At 61.5% G+C, this 19,663-nt stretch carries 15 protein-coding genes; 7 read left to right on the top strand and 8 right to left on the bottom strand.

Going from position 1 to position 19,663, the window contains the following annotated elements:
• Nucleotides 1–35: 35 nt before the first annotated feature.
• On the bottom strand, nucleotides 36–1,022 hold the full coding sequence (gene moaA / locus ACODTZ_RS21755; protein ID WP_247750188.1) for a GTP 3',8-cyclase MoaA: 987 nt from the start codon (nucleotides 1,020–1,022) through the stop codon (nucleotides 36–38).
• 193 nt (nucleotides 1,023–1,215) lie between these two features.
• Between moaA and ACODTZ_RS21750 the strand changes: the two genes are divergently transcribed.
• Together ACODTZ_RS21750 and ACODTZ_RS21745 are read left to right on the top strand one after the other, a co-directional pair.
• Entirely contained in the window at nucleotides 1,216–1,590 is a 375-nt protein-coding gene (locus ACODTZ_RS21750) for a gamma-butyrobetaine hydroxylase family protein (RefSeq protein ID WP_047512266.1), read from the top strand.
• A 99-nt stretch (nucleotides 1,591–1,689) separates the two neighbouring features.
• Entirely contained in the window at nucleotides 1,690–2,301 is a 612-nt protein-coding gene (locus tag ACODTZ_RS21745) for a pyridoxamine 5'-phosphate oxidase family protein (RefSeq protein ID WP_489027957.1), read from the top strand.
• A 31-nt stretch (nucleotides 2,302–2,332) separates the two neighbouring features.
• On the opposite strand, the gene ACODTZ_RS21740 is transcribed toward ACODTZ_RS21745, so the two are convergent.
• Nucleotides 2,333–3,400: a GGDEF domain-containing protein gene (locus ACODTZ_RS21740; RefSeq protein ID WP_047512262.1), complete on the bottom strand. Its 1,068-nt coding sequence runs from the start codon at nucleotides 3,398–3,400 to the stop codon at nucleotides 2,333–2,335.
• A gap of 351 nt (nucleotides 3,401–3,751) precedes the next feature.
• Here ACODTZ_RS21740 and ACODTZ_RS21735 point away from each other — a divergent pair, with 351 nt between their 5' ends.
• Nucleotides 3,752–3,967: a hypothetical protein gene (locus ACODTZ_RS21735; protein ID WP_413391525.1), complete on the top strand. Its 216-nt coding sequence runs from the start codon at nucleotides 3,752–3,754 to the stop codon at nucleotides 3,965–3,967.
• 4 nt (nucleotides 3,968–3,971) lie between these two features.
• On the opposite strand, the gene ACODTZ_RS21730 is transcribed toward ACODTZ_RS21735, so the two are convergent.
• Nucleotides 3,972–5,579, bottom strand: coding sequence for a fumarate hydratase (locus tag ACODTZ_RS21730; RefSeq protein ID WP_489027954.1), 1,608 nt, complete (start codon nucleotides 5,577–5,579; stop codon nucleotides 3,972–3,974).
• Between the two features lie 170 nt (nucleotides 5,580–5,749).
• Nucleotides 5,750–7,141 carry a class II fumarate hydratase gene (gene fumC / locus ACODTZ_RS21725; protein ID WP_209233786.1) on the bottom strand — a complete coding sequence of 464 codons (1,392 nt, stop codon included), beginning with the start codon at nucleotides 7,139–7,141 and terminating at the stop codon, nucleotides 5,750–5,752.
• Nucleotides 7,142–7,544: 403 nt separating this feature from the next.
• On the opposite strand from fumC, the gene ACODTZ_RS21720 reads away from it, so the two are divergent.
• Nucleotides 7,545–9,416: a L,D-transpeptidase family protein gene (locus ACODTZ_RS21720; RefSeq protein WP_489027952.1), complete on the top strand. Its 1,872-nt coding sequence runs from the start codon at nucleotides 7,545–7,547 to the stop codon at nucleotides 9,414–9,416.
• Nucleotides 9,417–9,486: 70 nt separating this feature from the next.
• Here ACODTZ_RS21720 and recG read toward each other — a convergent pair whose 3' ends face one another.
• Nucleotides 9,487–11,592, bottom strand: a complete 2,106-nt coding sequence (gene recG / locus ACODTZ_RS21715; protein WP_489028091.1) for an ATP-dependent DNA helicase RecG — start codon at nucleotides 11,590–11,592, stop codon at nucleotides 9,487–9,489.
• A gap of 91 nt (nucleotides 11,593–11,683) precedes the next feature.
• Between recG and ACODTZ_RS21710 the strand changes: the two genes are divergently transcribed.
• Nucleotides 11,684–11,998, top strand: coding sequence for an FAD assembly factor SdhE (locus ACODTZ_RS21710; RefSeq protein ID WP_489027950.1), 315 nt, complete (start codon nucleotides 11,684–11,686; stop codon nucleotides 11,996–11,998).
• The gene (gene mfd / locus ACODTZ_RS21705; RefSeq protein ID WP_489027948.1) at nucleotides 11,998–15,498 is read left to right on the top strand and encodes a transcription-repair coupling factor; all 3,501 of its coding nucleotides are present in this window, start codon (nucleotides 11,998–12,000) and stop codon (nucleotides 15,496–15,498) included. The genes ACODTZ_RS21710 and mfd overlap by 1 nt, the downstream gene beginning before the upstream one ends.
• A 199-nt stretch (nucleotides 15,499–15,697) precedes the next feature.
• Here the strand turns inward: mfd and ACODTZ_RS21700 are convergent, their stop codons facing one another.
• Both ACODTZ_RS21700 and ACODTZ_RS21695 read right to left on the bottom strand, forming a co-directional pair.
• Nucleotides 15,698–16,369, bottom strand: coding sequence for a DsbA family oxidoreductase (locus ACODTZ_RS21700; RefSeq protein ID WP_489027946.1), 672 nt, complete (start codon nucleotides 16,367–16,369; stop codon nucleotides 15,698–15,700).
• 100 nt (nucleotides 16,370–16,469) lie between these two features.
• Entirely contained in the window at nucleotides 16,470–18,275 is a 1,806-nt protein-coding gene (locus ACODTZ_RS21695; RefSeq protein ID WP_489027944.1) for an extracellular solute-binding protein, read from the bottom strand.
• 268 nt (nucleotides 18,276–18,543) lie between these two features.
• Here ACODTZ_RS21695 and ACODTZ_RS21690 point away from each other — a divergent pair, with 268 nt between their 5' ends.
• Nucleotides 18,544–19,197, top strand: coding sequence for an invasion associated locus B family protein (locus tag ACODTZ_RS21690; RefSeq protein ID WP_111563521.1), 654 nt, complete (start codon nucleotides 18,544–18,546; stop codon nucleotides 19,195–19,197).
• A 125-nt stretch (nucleotides 19,198–19,322) separates the two neighbouring features.
• On the opposite strand, the gene hspQ is transcribed toward ACODTZ_RS21690, so the two are convergent.
• The gene (gene hspQ, locus ACODTZ_RS21685; RefSeq protein ID WP_018900558.1) at nucleotides 19,323–19,652 is read right to left on the bottom strand and encodes a heat shock protein HspQ; all 330 of its coding nucleotides are present in this window, start codon (nucleotides 19,650–19,652) and stop codon (nucleotides 19,323–19,325) included.
• Between the last annotated feature and the right edge of the window lie 11 nt (nucleotides 19,653–19,663).

Raw genomic sequence — 19,663 nt, 5'->3', positions numbered from 1 at the left:
ACAATGACGCTGCTCAACCTACCGCATGCAGAAGGTCACCCGCCGGTGACGCTCATGTGGCGGCTGACGGCGGGGCGATTGTGGGTGCGGTCTATGATGAAGTCGTGGCCCTTGGGCTTGCGGGAGATCGCCTCGTCGATCGCGGCGTAGAGCAAGCCGTCGTCTTCGGTGGCGCGCACGGCGGAGCGCAGATCGGCGGCGTCGTTCTGGCCGAGACACATGTAGAGCGTGCCGGTGCAGGTGAGGCGCACGCGGTTGCAGCTCTCGCAGAAATTATGGGTCATCGGGGTGATGAAGCCCATGCGACCGCCGGTTTCCTCGACGGTGACGTAACGGGCAGGGCCACCGGTGCGGTAGCCGATTTCGCTCATGGTGAACTGCTTCTCGAGATCGGCGCGCAGCTTGGAGAGCGGCAGATAGCGATCGGTGCGATCTTCCTCGATTTCGCCCATCGGCATCGTCTCGATGACGGTCAGATCCATGCCGCGACCGTGGGCGAAGCGGATCATTTCGGGCATCTCGACGTCGTTGAAATCCTTCAAGGCGACAGCGTTGAGCTTGATGTGCAGGCCCGCCTTCTGGGCGGCGTCAATCCCTTCCATGACCTTGTGGAAGTCGCCCCAGCGGGTGATCTCGCGAAACTTGTCGGGATTGAGCGTATCCAGCGACACGTTGATGCGGCGAACACCGCAATCATAGAGCTCGTCGGCATAACGCGCGAGCTGCGAGCCGTTGGTGGTCAGCGTCAGCTCGTCGAGACCGGAGCCGATCTGCTGGCCGAGTTGGCGCACGAGATGCATGATGTTCTTGCGCACCAGCGGCTCGCCGCCGGTCAATCTCAGCTTGCGAACGCCCTTGGCGATAAAGGCGGAACAGAGCCTGTTCAGCTCTTCCAGCGTCAGAAGATCCTTCTTCGGCAGGAAGTTCATGTTCTCGGCCATGCAATAGGTGCAGCGGAAATCGCAGCGATCGGTCACCGAGACGCGCAGATAGGTGACGGCCCGCTGAAACGGGTCGATCATCGGTTTCGCATCGGCCACCAGGGGTGCGGCGTTGGCGATTGTTCCAACCTTGCTGTTCACTACAGTCTCCAATCTTCCGACAATGTGCGTACTGTGCACCGCAACGTCAAGCAAGAGGCCACTCGCTTACAATAAATTGAACTTGCCTCGCACAGGCGCATTGCCTACTCCTCAAAACGAAGAGGAGCAGCATATGAGCGACATCTGGCCGACGGAGCTGAAGGTATCGAAAGACCGGCAACATCTGGTCATCACCTTCAATAATGGTGAGAGTTTCACGCTCAGCGCCGAGATGTTGCGCGTCCTGTCGCCGTCGGCGGAAGTGCAGGGCCACGGGCCGGGTCAGAAGGTCACGGTGCCCGGCAAGCGCAACGTCGCGATCATCTCGATGACGCCCACAGGCAATTATGCCGTCAGGATCGGTTTCGACGACATGCACGACACCGGCATCTTTACATGGTCGTATCTGCGCGAACTCGGCGAGCGCGGCGAAGAGCTTTTCGCTGTCTACGAGAACGAGTTGCGGGAGAAGGGCATGAACCGCGACACATCGGAAAAGCCGCGCTGAGCGCGACGTCGCGCCTAACCTCAACCGAGATGGCGCATGTCACGCCAGCGTCATTTTAGGCGGCTAATTACTGTGGAGAAACAACGCGATGGAACGGCCATGAAAATCATCGAGACCGTCGAAGAACTGACCGCCATCTATGGCGGCGGCTTGTCGGAAGCTTCCGTGGCGAAGGTGACGAAATACCTGACGCCGCTCTACCGGCAGATGATCGAGGCTTCGCCGTTCGTTGCGCTGGCGACCGTCGGTCCAGAGGGGCTGGACTGTTCTCCGCGCGGTGACCTTGGCGGCGTCGTGCGCGTCATCGACGACAAGACGCTGCAGATGCCTGACTGGCGCGGCAACAACCGGGTCGATTCGCTGTCGAACATCGTGCGCGATCCCAGGCTCGCCTTGATGTTCCTCATTCCGGGGTCGAATACCACGATGCGGATCAATGGACGCGGTGTCGTTTCCAACGACGAGAATCTGCTGTCCTCCTTCGAGATGGACGGCAAGCATCCGCGCACTGTTATCGTGGTGACGATCGAGGAGGTGTATTTCCAGTGCGCGCGGGCGCTGATCCGCTCCGAATTGTGGAATCCCGACAAGTTCGTCGATCCGAAAGGCCTTCCAACGCCAGGCCTGATGCTGAAGGCGGCGACGGAAGCGTTCGATCACGAGACCTATGATCGCGAATGGGCCGCCCGCGCGGCCAGGACGATGTGGTAGCCATCGATATCGGGCCGCGGTGCGTCGCGGCTCAGGCCTTGTAGATCAGCCAGCTCTTGGTGAATTCCTTCTGCATGCCGTCCTCGAAGAGGATGCTGCAGTTGCGGCCGGCGTTCTTGGCGCCGTAAAGCGCGACGTCGGTCTTGTGATAGAGCTCACCCGCATCCTCGGCACTCGATGCCATGCAGATGCCGACCGATACCGTAACCGGTCCGTAGTTGATCCGCGTGCGGGAGTTCTTGAACGGCGTTGCTTCAAGCGTGCGGCGAATGCGCTCGGCGACGGCCATGACTTCGTCGGCCGTATTGCCCTCGATGATCAACGCGAATTCCTCACCGCCGGTGCGGGCGACAAAGACATCACGGCGCACGTTGGCGCGGATGACGGAGGCGACAGTCGCCAGGATCTTGTCGCCGACGGGATGGCCGTAGGTGTCGTTGATCTTCTTGAAGTTATCGATGTCGGCAAGGACAAGCGCCGTGATCGGACGCATCGCCGGGTTGTTGAAGACGGCGGCGAGGCGATCGTCGAAGGCGCGGCGGTTGGAGAGGCGGGTCAGCGAATCCGTATTGGCGATGCGCTTGTATTCGTCGAGCTCTTTCCGGACCTGATCCATTTCATTGGAGCGCTGCACGACGTTTTCGACCGTGCGCTCGCCGTGCGCCATGGTGTTTCCGGTCGCCTCGGTCAGGAGATGCAAGGCATTCTGAATGAGGTCGGCGCTGGATGTGTTCTTCGAGGTGATGCGGTTGTAGGTCTCGCCGAGCAGCCTGTTGTAGCTTTCGAGCGATGTCTGCTCCTGGCGCAGAACGCGCAGCACCGATTCGAGTTCGGCGGCGATGCGGGTGTGTGCGTCATCGAAGACGCGGCCGGCGCCGTGGCTGAAGTGCTGGCTGCCCAGCGCATCGAGCTCTTCCTGCGTCGCCAGATTGCCAAGAGCCGCGAGATCGCGGGTCAGCGCCGGGTTCGAGCCGATATAGGCCTCGTAAAAGAGTTCGTAATTCCGCGGAATGGGCGCGACACCCATGGAGCGCATCGCAAAAGTGATCTGGCTCGCCACATCGGGGACCTGCGTCTTTGGCGCCACAGCCGTCGTCATTCGGCCACTCCTTTGGTACATCTCAAAAGTCTTCTCTTATTTCTTAAGCTACAATTGTTTTGAAATGATTAAGGTTGGATATACCAGAGATTACATGTGAATTTTATTCCGGTTTCCGGATCTGTTCTTATCCATATGATTTTTATATCGGAATTCACGCGACGTCGGATGGAGGCTGCGCGTTCTGATGGTATGTTTCTTTAAATTAACTGGGCGAGATATTCGCAGTGCTTGGCGTCGTCAATGATTCATTGACAATCGGTTACTGATCTCGGTTCTTTTGTGAACGACGATAAGGTGGCAACTTATGCTTCAAGGCACCATAGCGGTGTCAGGAGAAAGCAACAGGCCATGCAAACGTCCCATAACTCGCCTCCAGCCGTGCTCGCTGCCGCTGTTATTGCCGGATCTCTTTTTCTGATCCAGCAACAAGGCTTCTTTCATGGTGCATTTACTTCGGAAATACTGGCAAGCGTCAATGCCGAAGATGTGCTTGTCGCGAGCGATTACATCGCGACAAGCAAAAGCGACGTGGCTGGCGGCCGCGTGACCGCAACTGCGCACTAAACAATCAGCCGAGGTTGAATTCCTGGAAGAAGTCGTTGCCCTTGTCGTCAGTGACGATGAAGGCGGGGAAGTCCTCGACCTCGATCTTCCAGACGGCTTCCATGCCGAGCTCCGGATATTCCAGCACCTCGACCTTGCGGATGCAATCCTGCGCCAGGCGGGCGGCCGGGCCGCCGATGGAGCCGAGATAGAAGCCGCCATGGGTCTTGCAGGCCTCGCGGACCGCGCGCGAGCGGTTGCCCTTGGCGAGCATGATCATCGAGCCGCCGAAGGACTGGAACTGGTCGACGTAGCTGTCCATCCGGCCGGCCGTGGTCGGGCCGAAGGAGCCGGATGCGTAACCGGCGGGCGTCTTGGCCGGGCCGGCGTAGTAGACCGGGTGGTTCTTCATGTAGTCGGGCATGCCTTCGCCCTTTTCCAGCCGCTTGCGGATCTTCGAATGTGCGAGGTCGCGGGCGACGATGATCGTACCTGTCAGCGACAGGCGGGTCTTCACCGGATGCTTGCTGAGTTCGGCAAGTATATCGGCCATCGGCTGGTTGAGATCGATCTTGACCATCGATTCCGACAGCTTCGCCTCGTCGATCTCAGGCATGTACTTGGACGGATCGGTTTCCAGCTGCTCGACGAAGATGCCGTCGCGGTTGATCTTGCCCTTTGCCTGGCGGTCGGCGGAACAGGAGACGCCGAGGCCGATCGGCAGCGAGGCGCCGTGGCGGGGCAGGCGGATGACGCGGACGTCATGACAGAAATACTTGCCGCCGAACTGAGCGCCGACGCCCATCTGCTGCGTCAGCTTGTGGATTTCCTTTTCCATCTCGACATCGCGGAAGGCGTGGCCGCTTTCCGAACCCTCGGTCGGGAGATCGTCGAGATAGCGCGTCGAGGCGAGCTTGACGGTCTTGAGGTTCATCTCGGCCGAAGTGCCGCCGATGACGATCGCCAGATGGTAGGGAGGACAGGCTGCTGTACCTAACGTGAGGATCTTCTCCTTAAGAAAGTCGATCATCCGGTCGTGCGTGAGCAGCGAGGGCGTGCCCTGATAAAGGAAGGTCTTGTTGGCCGAGCCGCCGCCCTTGGCCACAAAGAGGAAATTATATTCGTCCGTGCCTTCTTCGTAGATGTCGATCTGTGCCGGCAGGTTGTTCTTGGTGTTCTTCTCTTCGAACATCTTGATCGGCGCCAGCTGCGAGTAGCGCAGGTTCTTCTTCTCGTAGGCGTCCATCACGCCCTTGGCCAGCGCCGAATAGTCCTCGCCCTCGGTCCAGACGCGGCGGCCCTTCTTGCCCATGATGATCGCGGTGCCGGTGTCCTGGCACATCGGCAGGATGCCGCCGGCGGCGATGTTGGCGTTTTTCAGGAGGTCGTAGGCGACGAAGCGGTCGTTGTCTGTGGCCTCGGGGTCGTCCAGGATCGAGGCGAGCTGCTTCAGGTGGCCGGGGCGCAGCAAATGGTTGATGTCGGCAAAGGCGGTCTCGGCCAGCAGACGAATGCCCTCGGGCTCGACGGTCAGGATATCCTGGCCCTTGAAACTGTCGACAGAGACGTGGTCGCTGCTGATCTTGCGGTACTGGGTGGAGTCTTTGCCAAGGGGGAAGAGATCGTCAGCCATCGAATGACCTTTCATGCGGGCCGGAATGGAAATCGCAGACGGTCTATGCGGGCAATGTGCGAATTGCAATCATTCTAAAACCTTCGAAAAACGGTCAAGAATGCATGAAAAAAACACCGCCACGGAGGCCGTGGCGGTGTCTGGTGGTTCATCTGTGATCCGGGATGGAGTTATTTGGGGCCGATCATGGTTTCCGGGCGAACGTACTGGTCGAACTCCTCGTTCGTCAGGTAACCGCCGCCGACGGCTTCCTCGCGCAGCGTCGTGCCGTTCTTGTGCGCGGTCTTGGCGATCTTGGCGCAGATGTCGTAGCCGAGACGGCCGTTGAGCGCCGTCACCAGCATCAGAGAGTTCTCGACGCCCTTCTTGATGTTGTCTTCGCGCGCTTCGATGCCGACGACGCAATTGTCGGTGAAGGAAACGGCGGCGTCGCCGAGCAGCTGCACCGACTGCAGGAAGTTATAGGCCATCATCGGATTGTAGACGTTGAGCTCGAAATGGCCCTGGCTGCCGGCGAAGGTGAGTGCGGCGTTGTTGCCGAAGACGTGGGCGCAGACCTGCGTCAGCGCTTCCGATTGCGTCGGATTGACCTTGCCGGGCATGATCGAGGAGCCGGGCTCGTTTTCCGGCAGCGACAGTTCGCCAAGGCCGGCGCGCGGGCCGGAACCGAGGAAGCGGATGTCGTTGGCGATCTTGAAGAGGGCGGCGGCGGCAGCGTTGATTGCGCCATGGGCGAAGACCATCGAGTCATGCGAGGCCAGCGCCTCGAACTTGTTCGGCGCGGTGACGAAGGGCAGGGCGGTAATAGTGGAGATCTCTTCCGCGACCTTCTCAGCAAAGCCGATGGGCGCGTTGAGGCCGGTGCCGACGGCGGTGCCGCCCTGGGCGAGCTTGGAGAGTGCCGGCAGTGTCAGCTCGATATTGGCGATCGCGGAGGCGACCTGCGCGGAGTAACCGGAGAACTCCTGGCCAAGCGTCAGCGGCGTCGCGTCCTGCGTATGCGTGCGGCCGATCTTGATGATGTGGCTGAACTCGGTGACCTTCATGTCGAGCGCGGCATGCAGATGCTTCAGGCCCGGCAGCAGGTGGTGGACGATCTGCTCGACGCAGGCGATGTGCATGGCCGTCGGATAGGTGTCGTTCGACGACTGGCTCATGTTGACGTGGTCGTTCGGGTGCACCGGCTTCTTCGAGCCCATGACGCCGCCAAGCATTTCGATCGCGCGGTTGGAGATCACCTCGTTGGCGTTCATGTTCGACTGGGTGCCTGAGCCGGTCTGCCAGACGACCAGCGGGAAGTGGTCGTTGAGCTTGCCGTCGATGACTTCCTGGGCGGCGTCGATGATGGCGTTGCCGACCGCGGGCTCGAGCTTGCCGAGCGCCATGTTGGCGCGGGCGGCGGCCTGCTTGACGATCCCCAGCGCGCGCACGATCGACAGCGGCTGTTTCTCCCAACCGATCTTGAAATTGCCGAGCGAGCGCTGCGCCTGCGCGCCCCAATACTTGTCGCTTTGTACTTCAATCTCGCCGAAAGTATCGGTTTCGATACGGGTGGAAGTCATGGCCATGCCTTTCTTTCGCGTGAGCGGCTGCGGAGATGCCGTCTTATAGGTCTCAAGCCAGCTTAAGAAAACAGCGGGGATCAAAAAATATGAGCCGAGAAGTCATATTAGCGACTGCGCTATACGTGGTTTTTTGGCCACGTCTTATTTTTTATCCAACAACGTCTTTTGGGGGACTGTGTGAGCAAGCGAAAATAAAGTAAAAAATTAACCAATAATTTCATAATTTTGTGTGAACTGCCGGGAGGCGGCGGGTTTGCTACGTTACGGAAGAGTGAGTTCTTCGAGGCTGGCGGTGGCGTCCCGTTTCTGCCATGTCACCTGACAGCGACGGGTGGTTGAGAGTTTTGAGCTGGGCGATGCCCATGACCGAAGACAGCATGATACTGGGACTGGAAAAAGCATGACATTCTTCTTGAAAGGTGCGGTTTCCGCACTGGCACTTTCCTGCGGTATGGCCGCGATGGGTGTCGCACCCGCGCATGCCTATACGCTGATGGACATGATCCGAGGTGATCGTGCCCGCACCCAGAGCACCATCATCAATCCGGCTCCTGAAATGCTGCCGCCGCAGGCCAATACCAGCGCGCCGCTGCCGAAGGTGTCCGCACCGCGTTACTACACCTACAAGGTGGATCCGATGCGGCTTGTCGACACCGGCAAGTTCACCGATCCTGTCGTCACCGGCGCGGTCGCAGCCGTCGGTACGCCGAGCGATGCCACGCCGTCGGTGCAGCGTCGCTATCTGATCGATGCCAAGGTCCGCGCCCCTGTCGAAGTCGCCAAGGCTCTCGAGACTTACTACGGCGACACCAAGAACGAACTGGTCTGGCTTACCGGCACCGAGGTCAACGATCGCGCCAAGGCAGCGATGGCGTTCCTCGCCAATGCCGGTTCCGTCGGTCTCGACCCGGCCGATTATACCGTCGAGGTTCCCGCTGTCGATCCGGCCAACCCGGATCCCGCGATGCGCGACCGCGCGCTGACGCAGTTCGAGCTGGCGCTGTCGGCCAAGGTCCTGGCCTATGTGCAGGACACGATCCGTGGTCGCGTCGACCCGAACAAGCTCTCCGGCTATCACGACTTCGCCCGCAAGACGGTCAATCTCGATCCTGTGCTGAAGCTGGCACGGATGAGCCCCGATGTCGGCGCCTATCTCTCGAGCCGCACGCCAAATGGTCCGCAGTTCGTCGCGTTGCAGGCCGAGCTTGCCAAGCTGAAGGGCGAGGGCAATGGCGAGCAGCCGATCAAGATCGAACTCAGCGGCGTGCTGCATCCCGGCGAAACCTCTTCGGAAATCCCCAACATCGTCAAGGCGATCGACAAGCACGGCTCGGCCGCGCTGAAGAGCGAGAACGCCGCGACGCTGGCCGCCTACACCGGCGGTATCGATTACTCGCCCGAGATCGTGACGTTGGTCGAAGCCTTCCAGAAGGAACATGGCTTGAAGCCTGACGGCATCGTCGGCCAGGCGACCGTTCGCACGATGACTGGCGGCGACAGCAACAGCTCGAAGATCGAGAAGGTTGTCGTGGCGATGGAACAGGCTCGCTGGCTGCCGGCCGATCTCGGCCCGCGCTACGTCTTCATCAATCAGCCGGCTTTCATGGTCTACTACCACAACGACAACAAGGAACAGTTGTCGATGCGCGTGGTGATCGGCCAGCCGTCGCACCAGACATTCTTCTTCCAGGATCAGATCCAGACGGTCGAATTCAACCCGTTCTGGGGCGTGCCGCAGTCGATCATCATCAACGAGATGCTGCCGAAGCTGCGCTCCGACCCGAACTATCTCGATCGCATGGGCTATGAAGTCGCCGTCGGCGGCCGCGCCGTGCCGTCGTCCAGCGTCGACTGGTACGGTTCGACGGCGAACGTCTCCGTGCGCCAGCCACCGAGCGGTGACAACGCGCTTGGCGAACTGAAGATCCTGTTCCCGAACGCGCATGCGATCTACATGCACGACACGCCGTCGAAGAGCTTCTTCAAGCGTGACATGCGTGCGCTCAGCCACGGCTGTGTGCGTCTCGCAGATCCACGCGCGATGGCGGCCGCCGTTCTGAACACCACGGTCGACAAGATCGGTCAGGAAATCGCGACCGGGAAGAACCACGCGGTGCAGGTGCCGCAGAAGTTCCCCGTCTACATCGCCTACTTTACGGCCTGGCCGGACAAGAACGGCGTCGTCCAGTATTTCAACGACGTTTACGACCGCGACACCTACGTGCAGAAGGCCTTCGACGCCACGACCAAGGCGCGTGGCGCCCAGATCTGATGTCATACGCCGCGCGGCTTATTGGTCGCGCGGCGCCTTTCAAGCTGTCGATGTCTGGTAATATCGGCGGTCAGCCGGCGTGGAGGAAGCGGATCGCTTCGTCGCGGCGGAAGAGGTAGAGCAGGGTGCGCACGGCGTTGCCCCTTTCGGACGTCAGGTCCGGATCGCGCTCGATCAGATAGGCCGCATCCTTGCGGGCAATCTCCAGCAAATCGGCATGCGCCTCGAGGCTCGCAATCCTGAAGCCCGGGGTTCCCGACTGCCGCGTTCCCAACAATTCGCCTTCTCCGCGGAGCTTCAAATCCTCTTCGGCGATCCTGAAACCATCTTCCGTATCGCGCATGATCGTGAGACGCGCGTGGCCGGTTTCGCCCAGCGGTCCGCGATAGAGCAGGATGCAGGTGGAGGGCTCGTCGCCGCGCCCGACGCGGCCGCGCAGCTGGTGCAACTGTGCCAGACCGAAACGCTCGGCGTGCTCGATGACCATGATCGTCGCATCCGGCACGTCGACGCCGACTTCCACGACCGTGGTCGCGACGAGGAGGCGGATTTCGCCTGACTTGAACGCCATCATCACCGCGTCCTTCTCCGCACCGCTCATGCGGCCGTGGATCAGGCCGATGCCGGGCCCGAGTGCGGACACCAGCGTGGCGTGACGCTCCTCGACCGACATCAGGTCGCTCTCTTCAGATTCCTCGACCAGCGGGCAGATCCAGTAAGCCTTCTTGCCATCGCGCAAAGCCGCCTTCAGGCGCCCGACGATATCGCCGATACGCTCCGTGGGGATGGTGATCGTCTGGATCGGCTTGCGGCCGGCGGGCTTCTCGGTGAGCTTGGAGACGTCCATGTCGCCGAAGGCTGCCAGCACCAGCGTGCGCGGGATCGGCGTCGCGGTCATGACCAGCATGTGCGGCGTGATGCCCTTGGCGGTCAGGCGAAGGCGCTGGTGGACACCGAAGCGGTGCTGTTCGTCGACGACAGCCAGCATCAGGTTCTTGTAGTTGACCGTATCCTGGAACAGCGCGTGGGTTCCGATGACGATCTGGGCCTCGCCGGACGCGATCCTCTCGAGGATCTCATCGCGTTCCTTGCCCTTGGTGCGGCCGGTCAGCACCTCGATGCGGATGCCGGCGGCGGCCGTGTACTTGGCGATGGTCGCGTGATGCTGGCGGGCGAGGATTTCGGTCGGCGCCATCAGCACGGCCTGGCCGCCACTTTCGATGACGGCGGCCATCGCCATCAGCGCCACCAGCGTCTTGCCGGAGCCGACATCGCCCTGCAGCAGGCGCAGCATGCGGTCGTCGCCCGCCATGTCCTTCAGGATCTGCGCGATCGCCTCGGTCTGGCTAGCCGTGGGCGAAAACGGCAAGGCTTCGAGGATCTGGCGGCTGAGATGGCCGGTCGCATGCACCGGCTGGCCGGCGACCTTGCGCAATCGTTGGCGCACCAGCGCCAATGACAGCTGGCCGGCCAGGAACTCGTCATAGGCAAGGCGGCGGCGGGCCGGCGCCTGCGGATCGATATCGGCGGGGTCGCGCGGCTCGTGCAGGCCGTGGAAGGCATCGGCGGTCGAGGGCAGGCCCTGCTTTTGGGCCAGCGCCGCGTCGATCCATTCGGGGAAATCAGGTGTCTTCGGCAGGGCGGCTTCGATGATCTTGCGAAGTGTCTTTGGCGAAAGACCCGCCGTCAACGGGTAGATCGGCTCGACCAGCGGCAGGTTTTCCGCTTCGCTGGCTTTGACGATGTAATCCGGGTGGACCATCGAGGCGCGGCCGTTGAACCAGTCTATCTTGCCGCTGACGGTGACCTCTTCATCGAGAGGAAGCTGTTTTTCCAGCCATGTCGACTGGCCGCGGAAGAAGACGAGCGTCAGTTCGCCGGTCTCGTCGTGCAGGAAGACACGGTAGGGGACGTTGCTCTTCTTGTTCGGCGGCGGCTGGTGGCGGTCGACGCGGCCGGTGATCGTCACGATGGCGCCCTGCGGCGCGCGCGCGATGCCCGGCTGGTTGCGCCGGTCGATCAGCGAGTGCGGTGCATGGAAGAGCAGATCGACGACACGGCAATCCTCCGGCGTCTCGCGGCCGAAGAGCTTGGCGAGCAGTTCGGCGATCTTTGGGCCGACGCCGGGCAGGCCGGAGACGGAGGAGAACAGCGGATCGAGAATGGCGGGGCGCATGCCGGCAAAATGCGACGAACAATGCGTGCTTGGCAAGGCTGACAAGCCGCTTTCGAGGGTCTATAGAGGCGCATCAACAGGAAGCTATGCCATGACAGGTGTCACACTCTCGAGCGCCGATCTCGATCCCCGCCGCCGCCGGATATTGTTCCGCTGCTGGCATCGCGGCATCCGCGAGATGGATCTGGTGTTCGGCCAGTTCGCCGAGCGCGAGATCGCAGATCTCTCGGATGAGGAACTCGACGAGTTCGAGACGATCATGGCGGAAGAGGATAATGATCTGGTGCGCTGGATCATGGGAACCTGGCCGATCCCTGAGCGTTTCCAGACACCGATGTTTACGCGCCTGTGCGCCTACAAGCCCGATTTCGAATACCCCGCCGACAGCCTGCCCAGGAATGGATGATGATCCCCGGTTTTGATGCGAAGAAGCTGACGGCGCTGAACGTGCCGCTGACGATAGGCAATGTGCCCGCCGGACTGGAGCCGATGCTGCTGGCCGAGCTTGCCCGCGCCGGCGCGCCGGTCGCCTATGTGCTCTCCGACGGGCAGCGTATGGCCGATCTGGAGCAGATGCTCGGTTTCGTCGCGCCCGACATTCCCGTTCTGACGCTGCCTGCCTGGGACTGTCTGCCTTACGATCGCGTGTCACCGAGCGCAGACACCTCCGCACGCAGGCTCGCCGCACTCGGCGGGCTGATCGCGCACCGCAAGAAGCCGCATGCGGCGATCGTGCTGGTGACCGTCAACGCCATGCTGCAGAAGGTGGCGCCGCAGGATGTGATCGAGAGCCTGACGTTCTCGGCGCGGCCGGGCAACCAGGTGCGGATGGACGACATCGCCGGACGGCTGGAGCGCAATGGTTTCGACCGCGTCGCCACCGTGCGCGAAGTCGGCGAATACGCTGTGCGCGGCGGCATTCTCGACGTCTTCGTGCCGGGCTCGGAAGAGCCGGTGCGGCTCGATTTCTTCGGCGATACGCTTGAGAGCATCCGCAGCTTTGATCCGGCCAGCCAACGCACGACGGGGCAGGTGCGCTCGCTCGACCTCAACCCGATGAGCGAGGTGACGCTGACGCCCGATACGATCAGCCGCTTTCGGAAGAATTATCTCTCGACCTTCGGTGCCGCGACCCGCGACGACGCGCTCTATCTCGCGATCTCGGAAGGGCGGCGCTATCCTGGGATGGAACACTGGCTGCCGCTGTTCTACGACCGGCTGGAGACGGTTTTCGACTATCTCAAGGGCTTCCGTTTGGTCACCGACCATACGGTGCGGGAAGCTGCCGAGGAGCGCTCGAAGCTGGTCTTCGACTATTACGATGCGCGTCTGAATTCGGGCAAGCCGGTCAAGGGCATGTCGCAGGGCACGCCCTACAAGCCCGTGGTGCCCGGCCAGCTCTATCTCGACGGCAAGACGTTTGCGGCAACGCTCGACGCTTTCGATGCGATGCGGATCACGCCATTCAACGAGCATGAGGGCGAGGCGCGCCGCGTCGTCAACCTCGATGCCCGCCAGGGCGAACGCTGGGCGCGGCCGAGTGCCGAGGGCGGCGGCAATGCCGAGCGCGTCAATGTGTTCGACGTTGTCGTCAAGCATATCGCCGACAGGCGGGCGAGCGGCGCCAAGGTGCTGATCACTGCCTGGACGGAAGGGTCGCTGGAGCGGTTGCTTCAGGTTCTCGCCGAGCATGGGCTGGCGCGCGTCAAGCCGATCGCGGCGCTGAAGGAGATCGACAAGCTCGAGCAGGGCGAGGCTGCGGCCGGCGTCTACAGCCTGGAGACGGGCTTCGAGGTCGGCAATCTCGTCGTCATCGGCGAACAGGATATTCTCGGCGACCGCATGGTGCGCCGCTCGAAGCGCCGCAAGCGGGCCGCCGACTTCATCTCCGAGGTCGCGGGTCTCGACGAAGGCTCTGTTGTCGTGCATGCGGAGCACGGTATCGGCCGGTTCATTGGGCTCAGGACCATTCAGGCGGCCGGCGCGCAGCATGCGTGCCTGGAGCTGCAATATGCCGACGAGGCGAAGCTGTTCCTGCCCGTCGAAAACATCGATCTTTTGTCGCGCTATGGCGGCGAGGGGACAGAGGCTCAGCTCGACAAGCTCGGCGGTGGCGCATGGCAGATGCGCAAGGCCAAGCTCAAGAAGCGCCTGCTCGACATGGCTGACGGCCTGATCCGCATCGCCGCCGAGCGGCTGACGCGGCATGCGCCGGTGCTGACGACGCCGGAGGGGCTCTATGACGAGTTCGCCGCGCGCTTCCCCTACGACGAGACGGAAGATCAGGACAACGCCATCGAGGCGGTGCGCTCCGATCTCGGCGCCGGGCGGCCGATGGACCGCCTGGTCTGCGGTGACGTCGGCTTCGGCAAGACCGAGGTTGCACTGCGCGCGGCCTTCGTGGCGGCGATGAACGGCATTCAGGTGGCGGTCGTGGTGCCCACGACGCTTCTGTCGCGCCAGCACTTCAAGACCTTCTCCGAGCGCTTCCGCGGTCTGCCGGTGCGCGTGCAACAGGCCTCGCGCCTCGTCGGCTCCAAGGAGCTGGCGCTGACGAAGAAGGAAATCGCCGATGGGAAGACCGATATCGTCGTCGGCACGCATGCGTTGCTCGGCTCCGGCATCCAGTTCGCCAATCTCGGCCTGCTGATCATCGACGAGGAGCAGCATTTCGGCGTCAAGCACAAGGAGCGGCTGAAGGAGCTGAAGAGCGACGTTCACGTGCTCACGCTGTCGGCGACGCCGATCCCGCGCACGCTGCAGTTGGCGATGACGGGTGTTCGCGAGTTGTCGCTGATCACCACGCCGCCGGTCGACCGCATGGCAGTGCGCACCTTCATCTCGCCGTTCGATTCGCTCGTGATCCGCGAGACGCTGATGCGCGAGCATTATCGCGGCGGCCAGAGCTTCTATGTCTGCCCGCGTCTGGCCGATCTCGAAGAGGTTCACGCCTTCCTGCAGTCCGACTTGCCGGAACTGAAGGTTGCGATTGCCCACGGCCAGATGCCGCCGGGCGAGCTTGAGGACATCATGAACGCCTTCTATGAGGGGCGTTACGACGTGCTGCTATCGACGACGATCGTCGAATCCGGTCTCGACGTGCCGACGGCCAATACGCTGATCGTGCACCGCGCCGACATGTTCGGCCTGGCGCAGCTCTACCAGCTGCGTGGCCGCGTCGGCCGCTCCAAGGTGCGCGCCTTCGCGCTGTTCACACTGCCCGTCAACAAGGTGCTGACGGCGACGGCCGAGCGGCGCCTGAAGGTGCTGCAATCGCTCGATACGCTCGGCGCCGGCTTCCAGCTTGCGAGCCACGACCTCGATATTCGTGGCGCCGGCAACCTGCTCGGCGAGGAGCAGTCCGGTCATATCAAGGAGGTCGGCTTCGAACTTTACCAGCAGATGCTGGAAGAGGCGGTGGCCGAGGTGAAGGGCGTCGACGAAATCCAGGATACCGGCTGGTCGCCGCAGATTTCTGTGGGCACGTCGGTGATGATCCCCGACGGTTACGTGCCGGACCTGCATCTGCGCATGGCACTCTACCGGCGTCTCGGCGAGATCACCGAGCTCAAGGAAATCGATGCCTTCGGCGCCGAGATGATCGACCGCTTCGGGCCGATGCCGATCGAGGTGCAGCATCTCTTGAAGATCGTCTACGTCAAATCGCTCTGCCGTATCGCCAATGTGGAGAAGGTGGATGCCGGGCCGAAGGGCGTGGTCATCCAGTTCCGCAACAAGGAATTCCCGAACCCCGGCAATCTGGTGGGCTATATCGCCAAGCAGGGCTCGATGGCGAAGATCCGCCCCGACCACAGCGTGTTCCTGACCCGCGACCTGCCGACGCCGGAGAAGCGACTGCAGGGGGCGGCTGTGATCATGACGCAGCTGGCGGAGTTGGCGAAGTAGGGCGGATCAGGCGTCGGCCACACAGTCGTGGTCGTGCGAGCGCCCTTACGCCCCTCATCCCGGCCTTGTGCCGGGATCCAGCCGACGCGCGTCCGCGCGGCGAAAAGACTCTTCCGGCCCAAAGACTTGGGCCTGCTGGATCCCGGCTCAAGGCCGGGATGAGGGAAGAGTGTGAGGCTGCTTTGGGGAGAGATGTTGCTTAGTTCATCCCGGCGCGGGCTTCGGCCTTGGCCTTGGCGATGTCGCGCAGCGCGCCCGCGATGACATCAGGCGTCTGGGCGCCGCTGACGGCGTATTGCTGGTCGAAGATGAAGAAGGGGACGCCGTTGACGCCCATCTTCTGCGCCGATTCGATTTCCTCGACGACGAGACCCTTGTCGGCATCCGACGTGAGCAGCGAGGCGGTGACAGCGCGGTCGAGGCCGGATTTTTCGGCGATGTCGAGCAGCACGGCGTGATCGCCGACATTCAGGCCCTGTTCGAAATTCGCCTTGAACAGGCCATCGACCACGCGGTCAGCCTTGTCGCGATCCTCGATCATCGCCCAGTGAATGAGGCGGTGGGCGTCGAGGGTGTTCGGGCCGATCTTGATGGCGTCGAAATTGAAGTTGATTCCGACTTCGCGGCCGAGTTCGGTCAGCATCTTGTGACCTTCGGCGACACGCTCGGCACCGCCAAGCTTTTTCTCAAGCGCTGCCTTCTGGTCGACGCCTTCCGGGGGATAGTCCGGGTTGAGGCGATAGGGGCGCCAGTTGACGTCGACGCCGACTTCGTCCTGGACTTCCGCGATCGCGAGCTCCAGCCGCGCCTTGCCGAGATAGCACCAGGGGCAGACGACATCCGAGACGACGTCGATGACTATGCGTTCCATGGGCTTTCCTTTTCTGAATTGCTGGCCCCGAAAGGGCGTTTGAAGCCATCTAGTCGCTGAGGGTGGCCAGTTCAACCAGGCAGGAAAAGAGAACCACCTGTTATTGGACGCTCTGATCCCACCATGCGGGCAGCTGATAGCCGTATAGCGGCACCTGGTCGGGGTGGCCGATGCGCTTGCTGCGCGCGACCCACTGGTTGTCGACGTGATAGAGCGGCAGCACGTAGTGACCCGACAGCAGCAGCCTGTCGTGCGAGCGGACGGCGGCGGTGAAATCCTCGGCCGAACGCGCGTTGAGGATGTGCTGGATCAGCGTATCGACATCGGGATCGGCGACGCCGGCGAAATTGTCGGTGCCGTCGCGATCCCGTGAGGCCGACGACCAGCGACCGACCTGCTCGATGCCAGGCGATAGCGACGAGGTGAAGGATTTGACGATGACGTCGTAGTCGAAGGTGTTGGTGCGGCTCTGATACTGCGAATCATCGACGGTGCGGATCGAGGCGTTGATGCCGAGCAGTTGCAGCGAGCGCTGGTAGGAGACGGCGAGTTTTTCCTGGTCGGTATTCTGCGTCATTATCTCGAAGGCGAGCGGGCGGCCGTTGGCGTCGCTCATCTTGCCGTTCTTGATCGTGTAGCCTGCCTGTTTCAGGAGCTCGACGGCCTGCTTCAGCACATTGCGGTCGCGGCCGGAACCGTCGGTCACAGGAAGCTTGTAGGTGCCGTCGAGGATGGCAGGATCGATGCGATCCTTGATCGGGCCGAGCAGCTTCAGTTCGCGCTCGTCGGCCGGTACGCCGAAGCTGGAGAGCTCTGAGTTCTGCCAGTAGCTCTGCGTCCTGATATAGGCGCTGGAGAACAGGTTCTTGTTCGCCCATTCGAAGTCGAAGATCAGCGACAGGCCCTCGCGCAGCTTCACATTGTCGAAGAGCGGTCGGCGGGTGTTGAAGACGAAGCCGAACATGCCAGAAGGCAGCTTGGGCTGAAACTCATCCTTGACGACATTGCCCGATGTGACCGCCGGGAAATTATAGGCGCTCGCCCAATGGCCGGGGCTGCCATCCGGATAGATATCGACGTCGCCCTTCTTGAACGATTCGAACAATGTCGTGTCCTGCAGGAAATACTGCACGGTGATCTGGTCGTAATTGTCGAGGCCGACCTTGGCCGGGAGATCTTTGCCCCAGTAATTCGGGTCGCGCTCGAAGGTGATGCTTTCGCCGGGCTTCAGCGACTTGATCTTGTAGGGACCGGAGCCGATCGGCGGCTTCAGCGTCGAGCGGTCGAAATTCTCCGCGTCGATCGCGTGTTTGGGGAGGATGGGCGTCGAGCCGGCGAGAATCAGTGGGAATTCGCGGTCGGCCTTGTCGTTGAAGGTGAAGCGGACGCTGTGATCGCCGACTTTCTCCATCTTCTCGACGGCGTTGAGGCGCGTGCTGAAGGGCACGCGGCCTTTCTCCTTCAGGATGTTGAAGGAGAAGATGACGTCATCGGGCGTGACCGGCTGGCCATCCGACCATTTGGCGGCTGGGTTCAGATTGAACTGGATATAGGTCCTGTCGTCGTCCCATTCGACGGATTGCGCCAGGAGGCCATAGAGCGTGAAGGGCTCGTCGCGCGAGCGCAGCATCAGCGTTTCGTAGACCAGATTGCCGTATTCAGGGTCCCACATGCCGCGCGCCGTGGTGCGCATGCTCTTCAGGATGAAAGGGTTCAGGTTGTCGTAGGTGCCGACGACGCCATAGGAGATCTTGCCGCCCTTCTTCACGTCAGGATTGACATAGGGCAGGTGCTTGAAATCCTGAGGTAGAGCAGGGGCGCCGTGCATTGCGATGCCATGCACGGGTTCGGCAACGGCTGCCCCGCAAACCAGGGTGAAGACGACGGGGAGAACGATCCGGAGCATAGTCGAAATCCTTTCCGGAAAACGGCGCGATTCGGCGGCAGACTAACATGCCAGCCGCGCAATTCACTATCAGGAGCAAATTCTTTCCGGCGATACCCAAAACGCCAAAGAAACACTGGAAATCTCCAGCAACGCGATGTAACAGGGACCCCGAAGTCGGGGGGTCATGCATTTGCCTCATTGTTTTAAGAGGTCAGATGCGAACAACCCTGTTGGTGAGGACGGCAAATGGGCTGTCCCAACGGGATATCAGGAGACGGAATTCGTTATGATGTTCAAGTCTGAAAAGAAAACACGGGCAGCCCTGTCCGTAATGGCAGTGATGCTTGGCGCCGCAGTGGCTCCGGTGTCTTCTTATGCGCAGGATGCGTCTGCCGACGCTGGCGCACAGGCTGCTGGCGCACCGCGCCTTGGTTGGTACAAGACCTGCAACAAGCAGGAAGACAATGACGTCTGCGTCGTGCAGAACGTTGTTCTGGCCACCGGCGGTCAGCTCGTTACGGGCGTTGGCCTCATCACCGTTTCCGGCAAGGTGAACAACAAGAGCCTGCAGGTTTCCGTTCCTCCGGCACGTCTGATCCCGCCGGGCATCGGCATGCAGATCGACGGCGGCAAGCCGCAGAAGATCGACTACCTGATGTGCATGCCGGATCGTTGCGTCGCGCAGATCCCGCTGACTGACGCCATGGTCGCCAGCCTGAAGAAGGGCACCGATCTGGTTCTGACCTCGATCAACTTCCGCCGTGCGCCGAACCCGATCAAGATCTCGCTTGAAGGCTTCACCGGCGCATTCGACGGCGAAGCGGTTTCCGCTTCCAAGCTCGCCGAAAGCCAGAAGAGCCTGCAGGACAGCATGCAGAAGAAGGCCGACGAAGCGCGCAAGAAGCTTGAAGACGCCCAGAAGGCTGCCAAGGCCCAGTAATATCGATCCTTATGGATTGTCGAAAAACCCGGCTTAGCGCCGGGTTTTTTGTTGCCTGCAGGCCGGGTTCAGGCCAAAGAAAAACCCCGCTGGGAAGGCGGGGTTTGAAATGCATATGCAGCGACTTAGTGGGTGAAGCTCATCTTGGGTTTGAACTGCCCCGTCGGTGCCATATCGAAAATCTGGTAGACCTGTTCGTTACGAAGCGGTTCGCCGCTTTCGTCATTCATCAAGTTCTGTTCGGATACGTAGGCGACGTATTCGTTTTCTTCGTTTTCGGCGAGCAAGTGGTAGAAGGGCTGGTCCTTGCTGGGGCGCACGTCGGCGGGAATAGAATTCCACCATTCTTCCGTATTCGCGAATTCCGGATCGACATCGAAGATGACGCCGCGAAACGGAAATACCTTGTGCCGAACCACTTCGCCGATACTGAACTTAGCTAGTCTTTCTTTCATGGTACGACTTC

The organism is Rhizobium sp. FG113 (assembly GCF_057809895.1).
The sequence above is the reverse complement of the archived record's forward strand: the minus strand, read 5'-3'. Positions and strand labels throughout refer to the sequence as shown.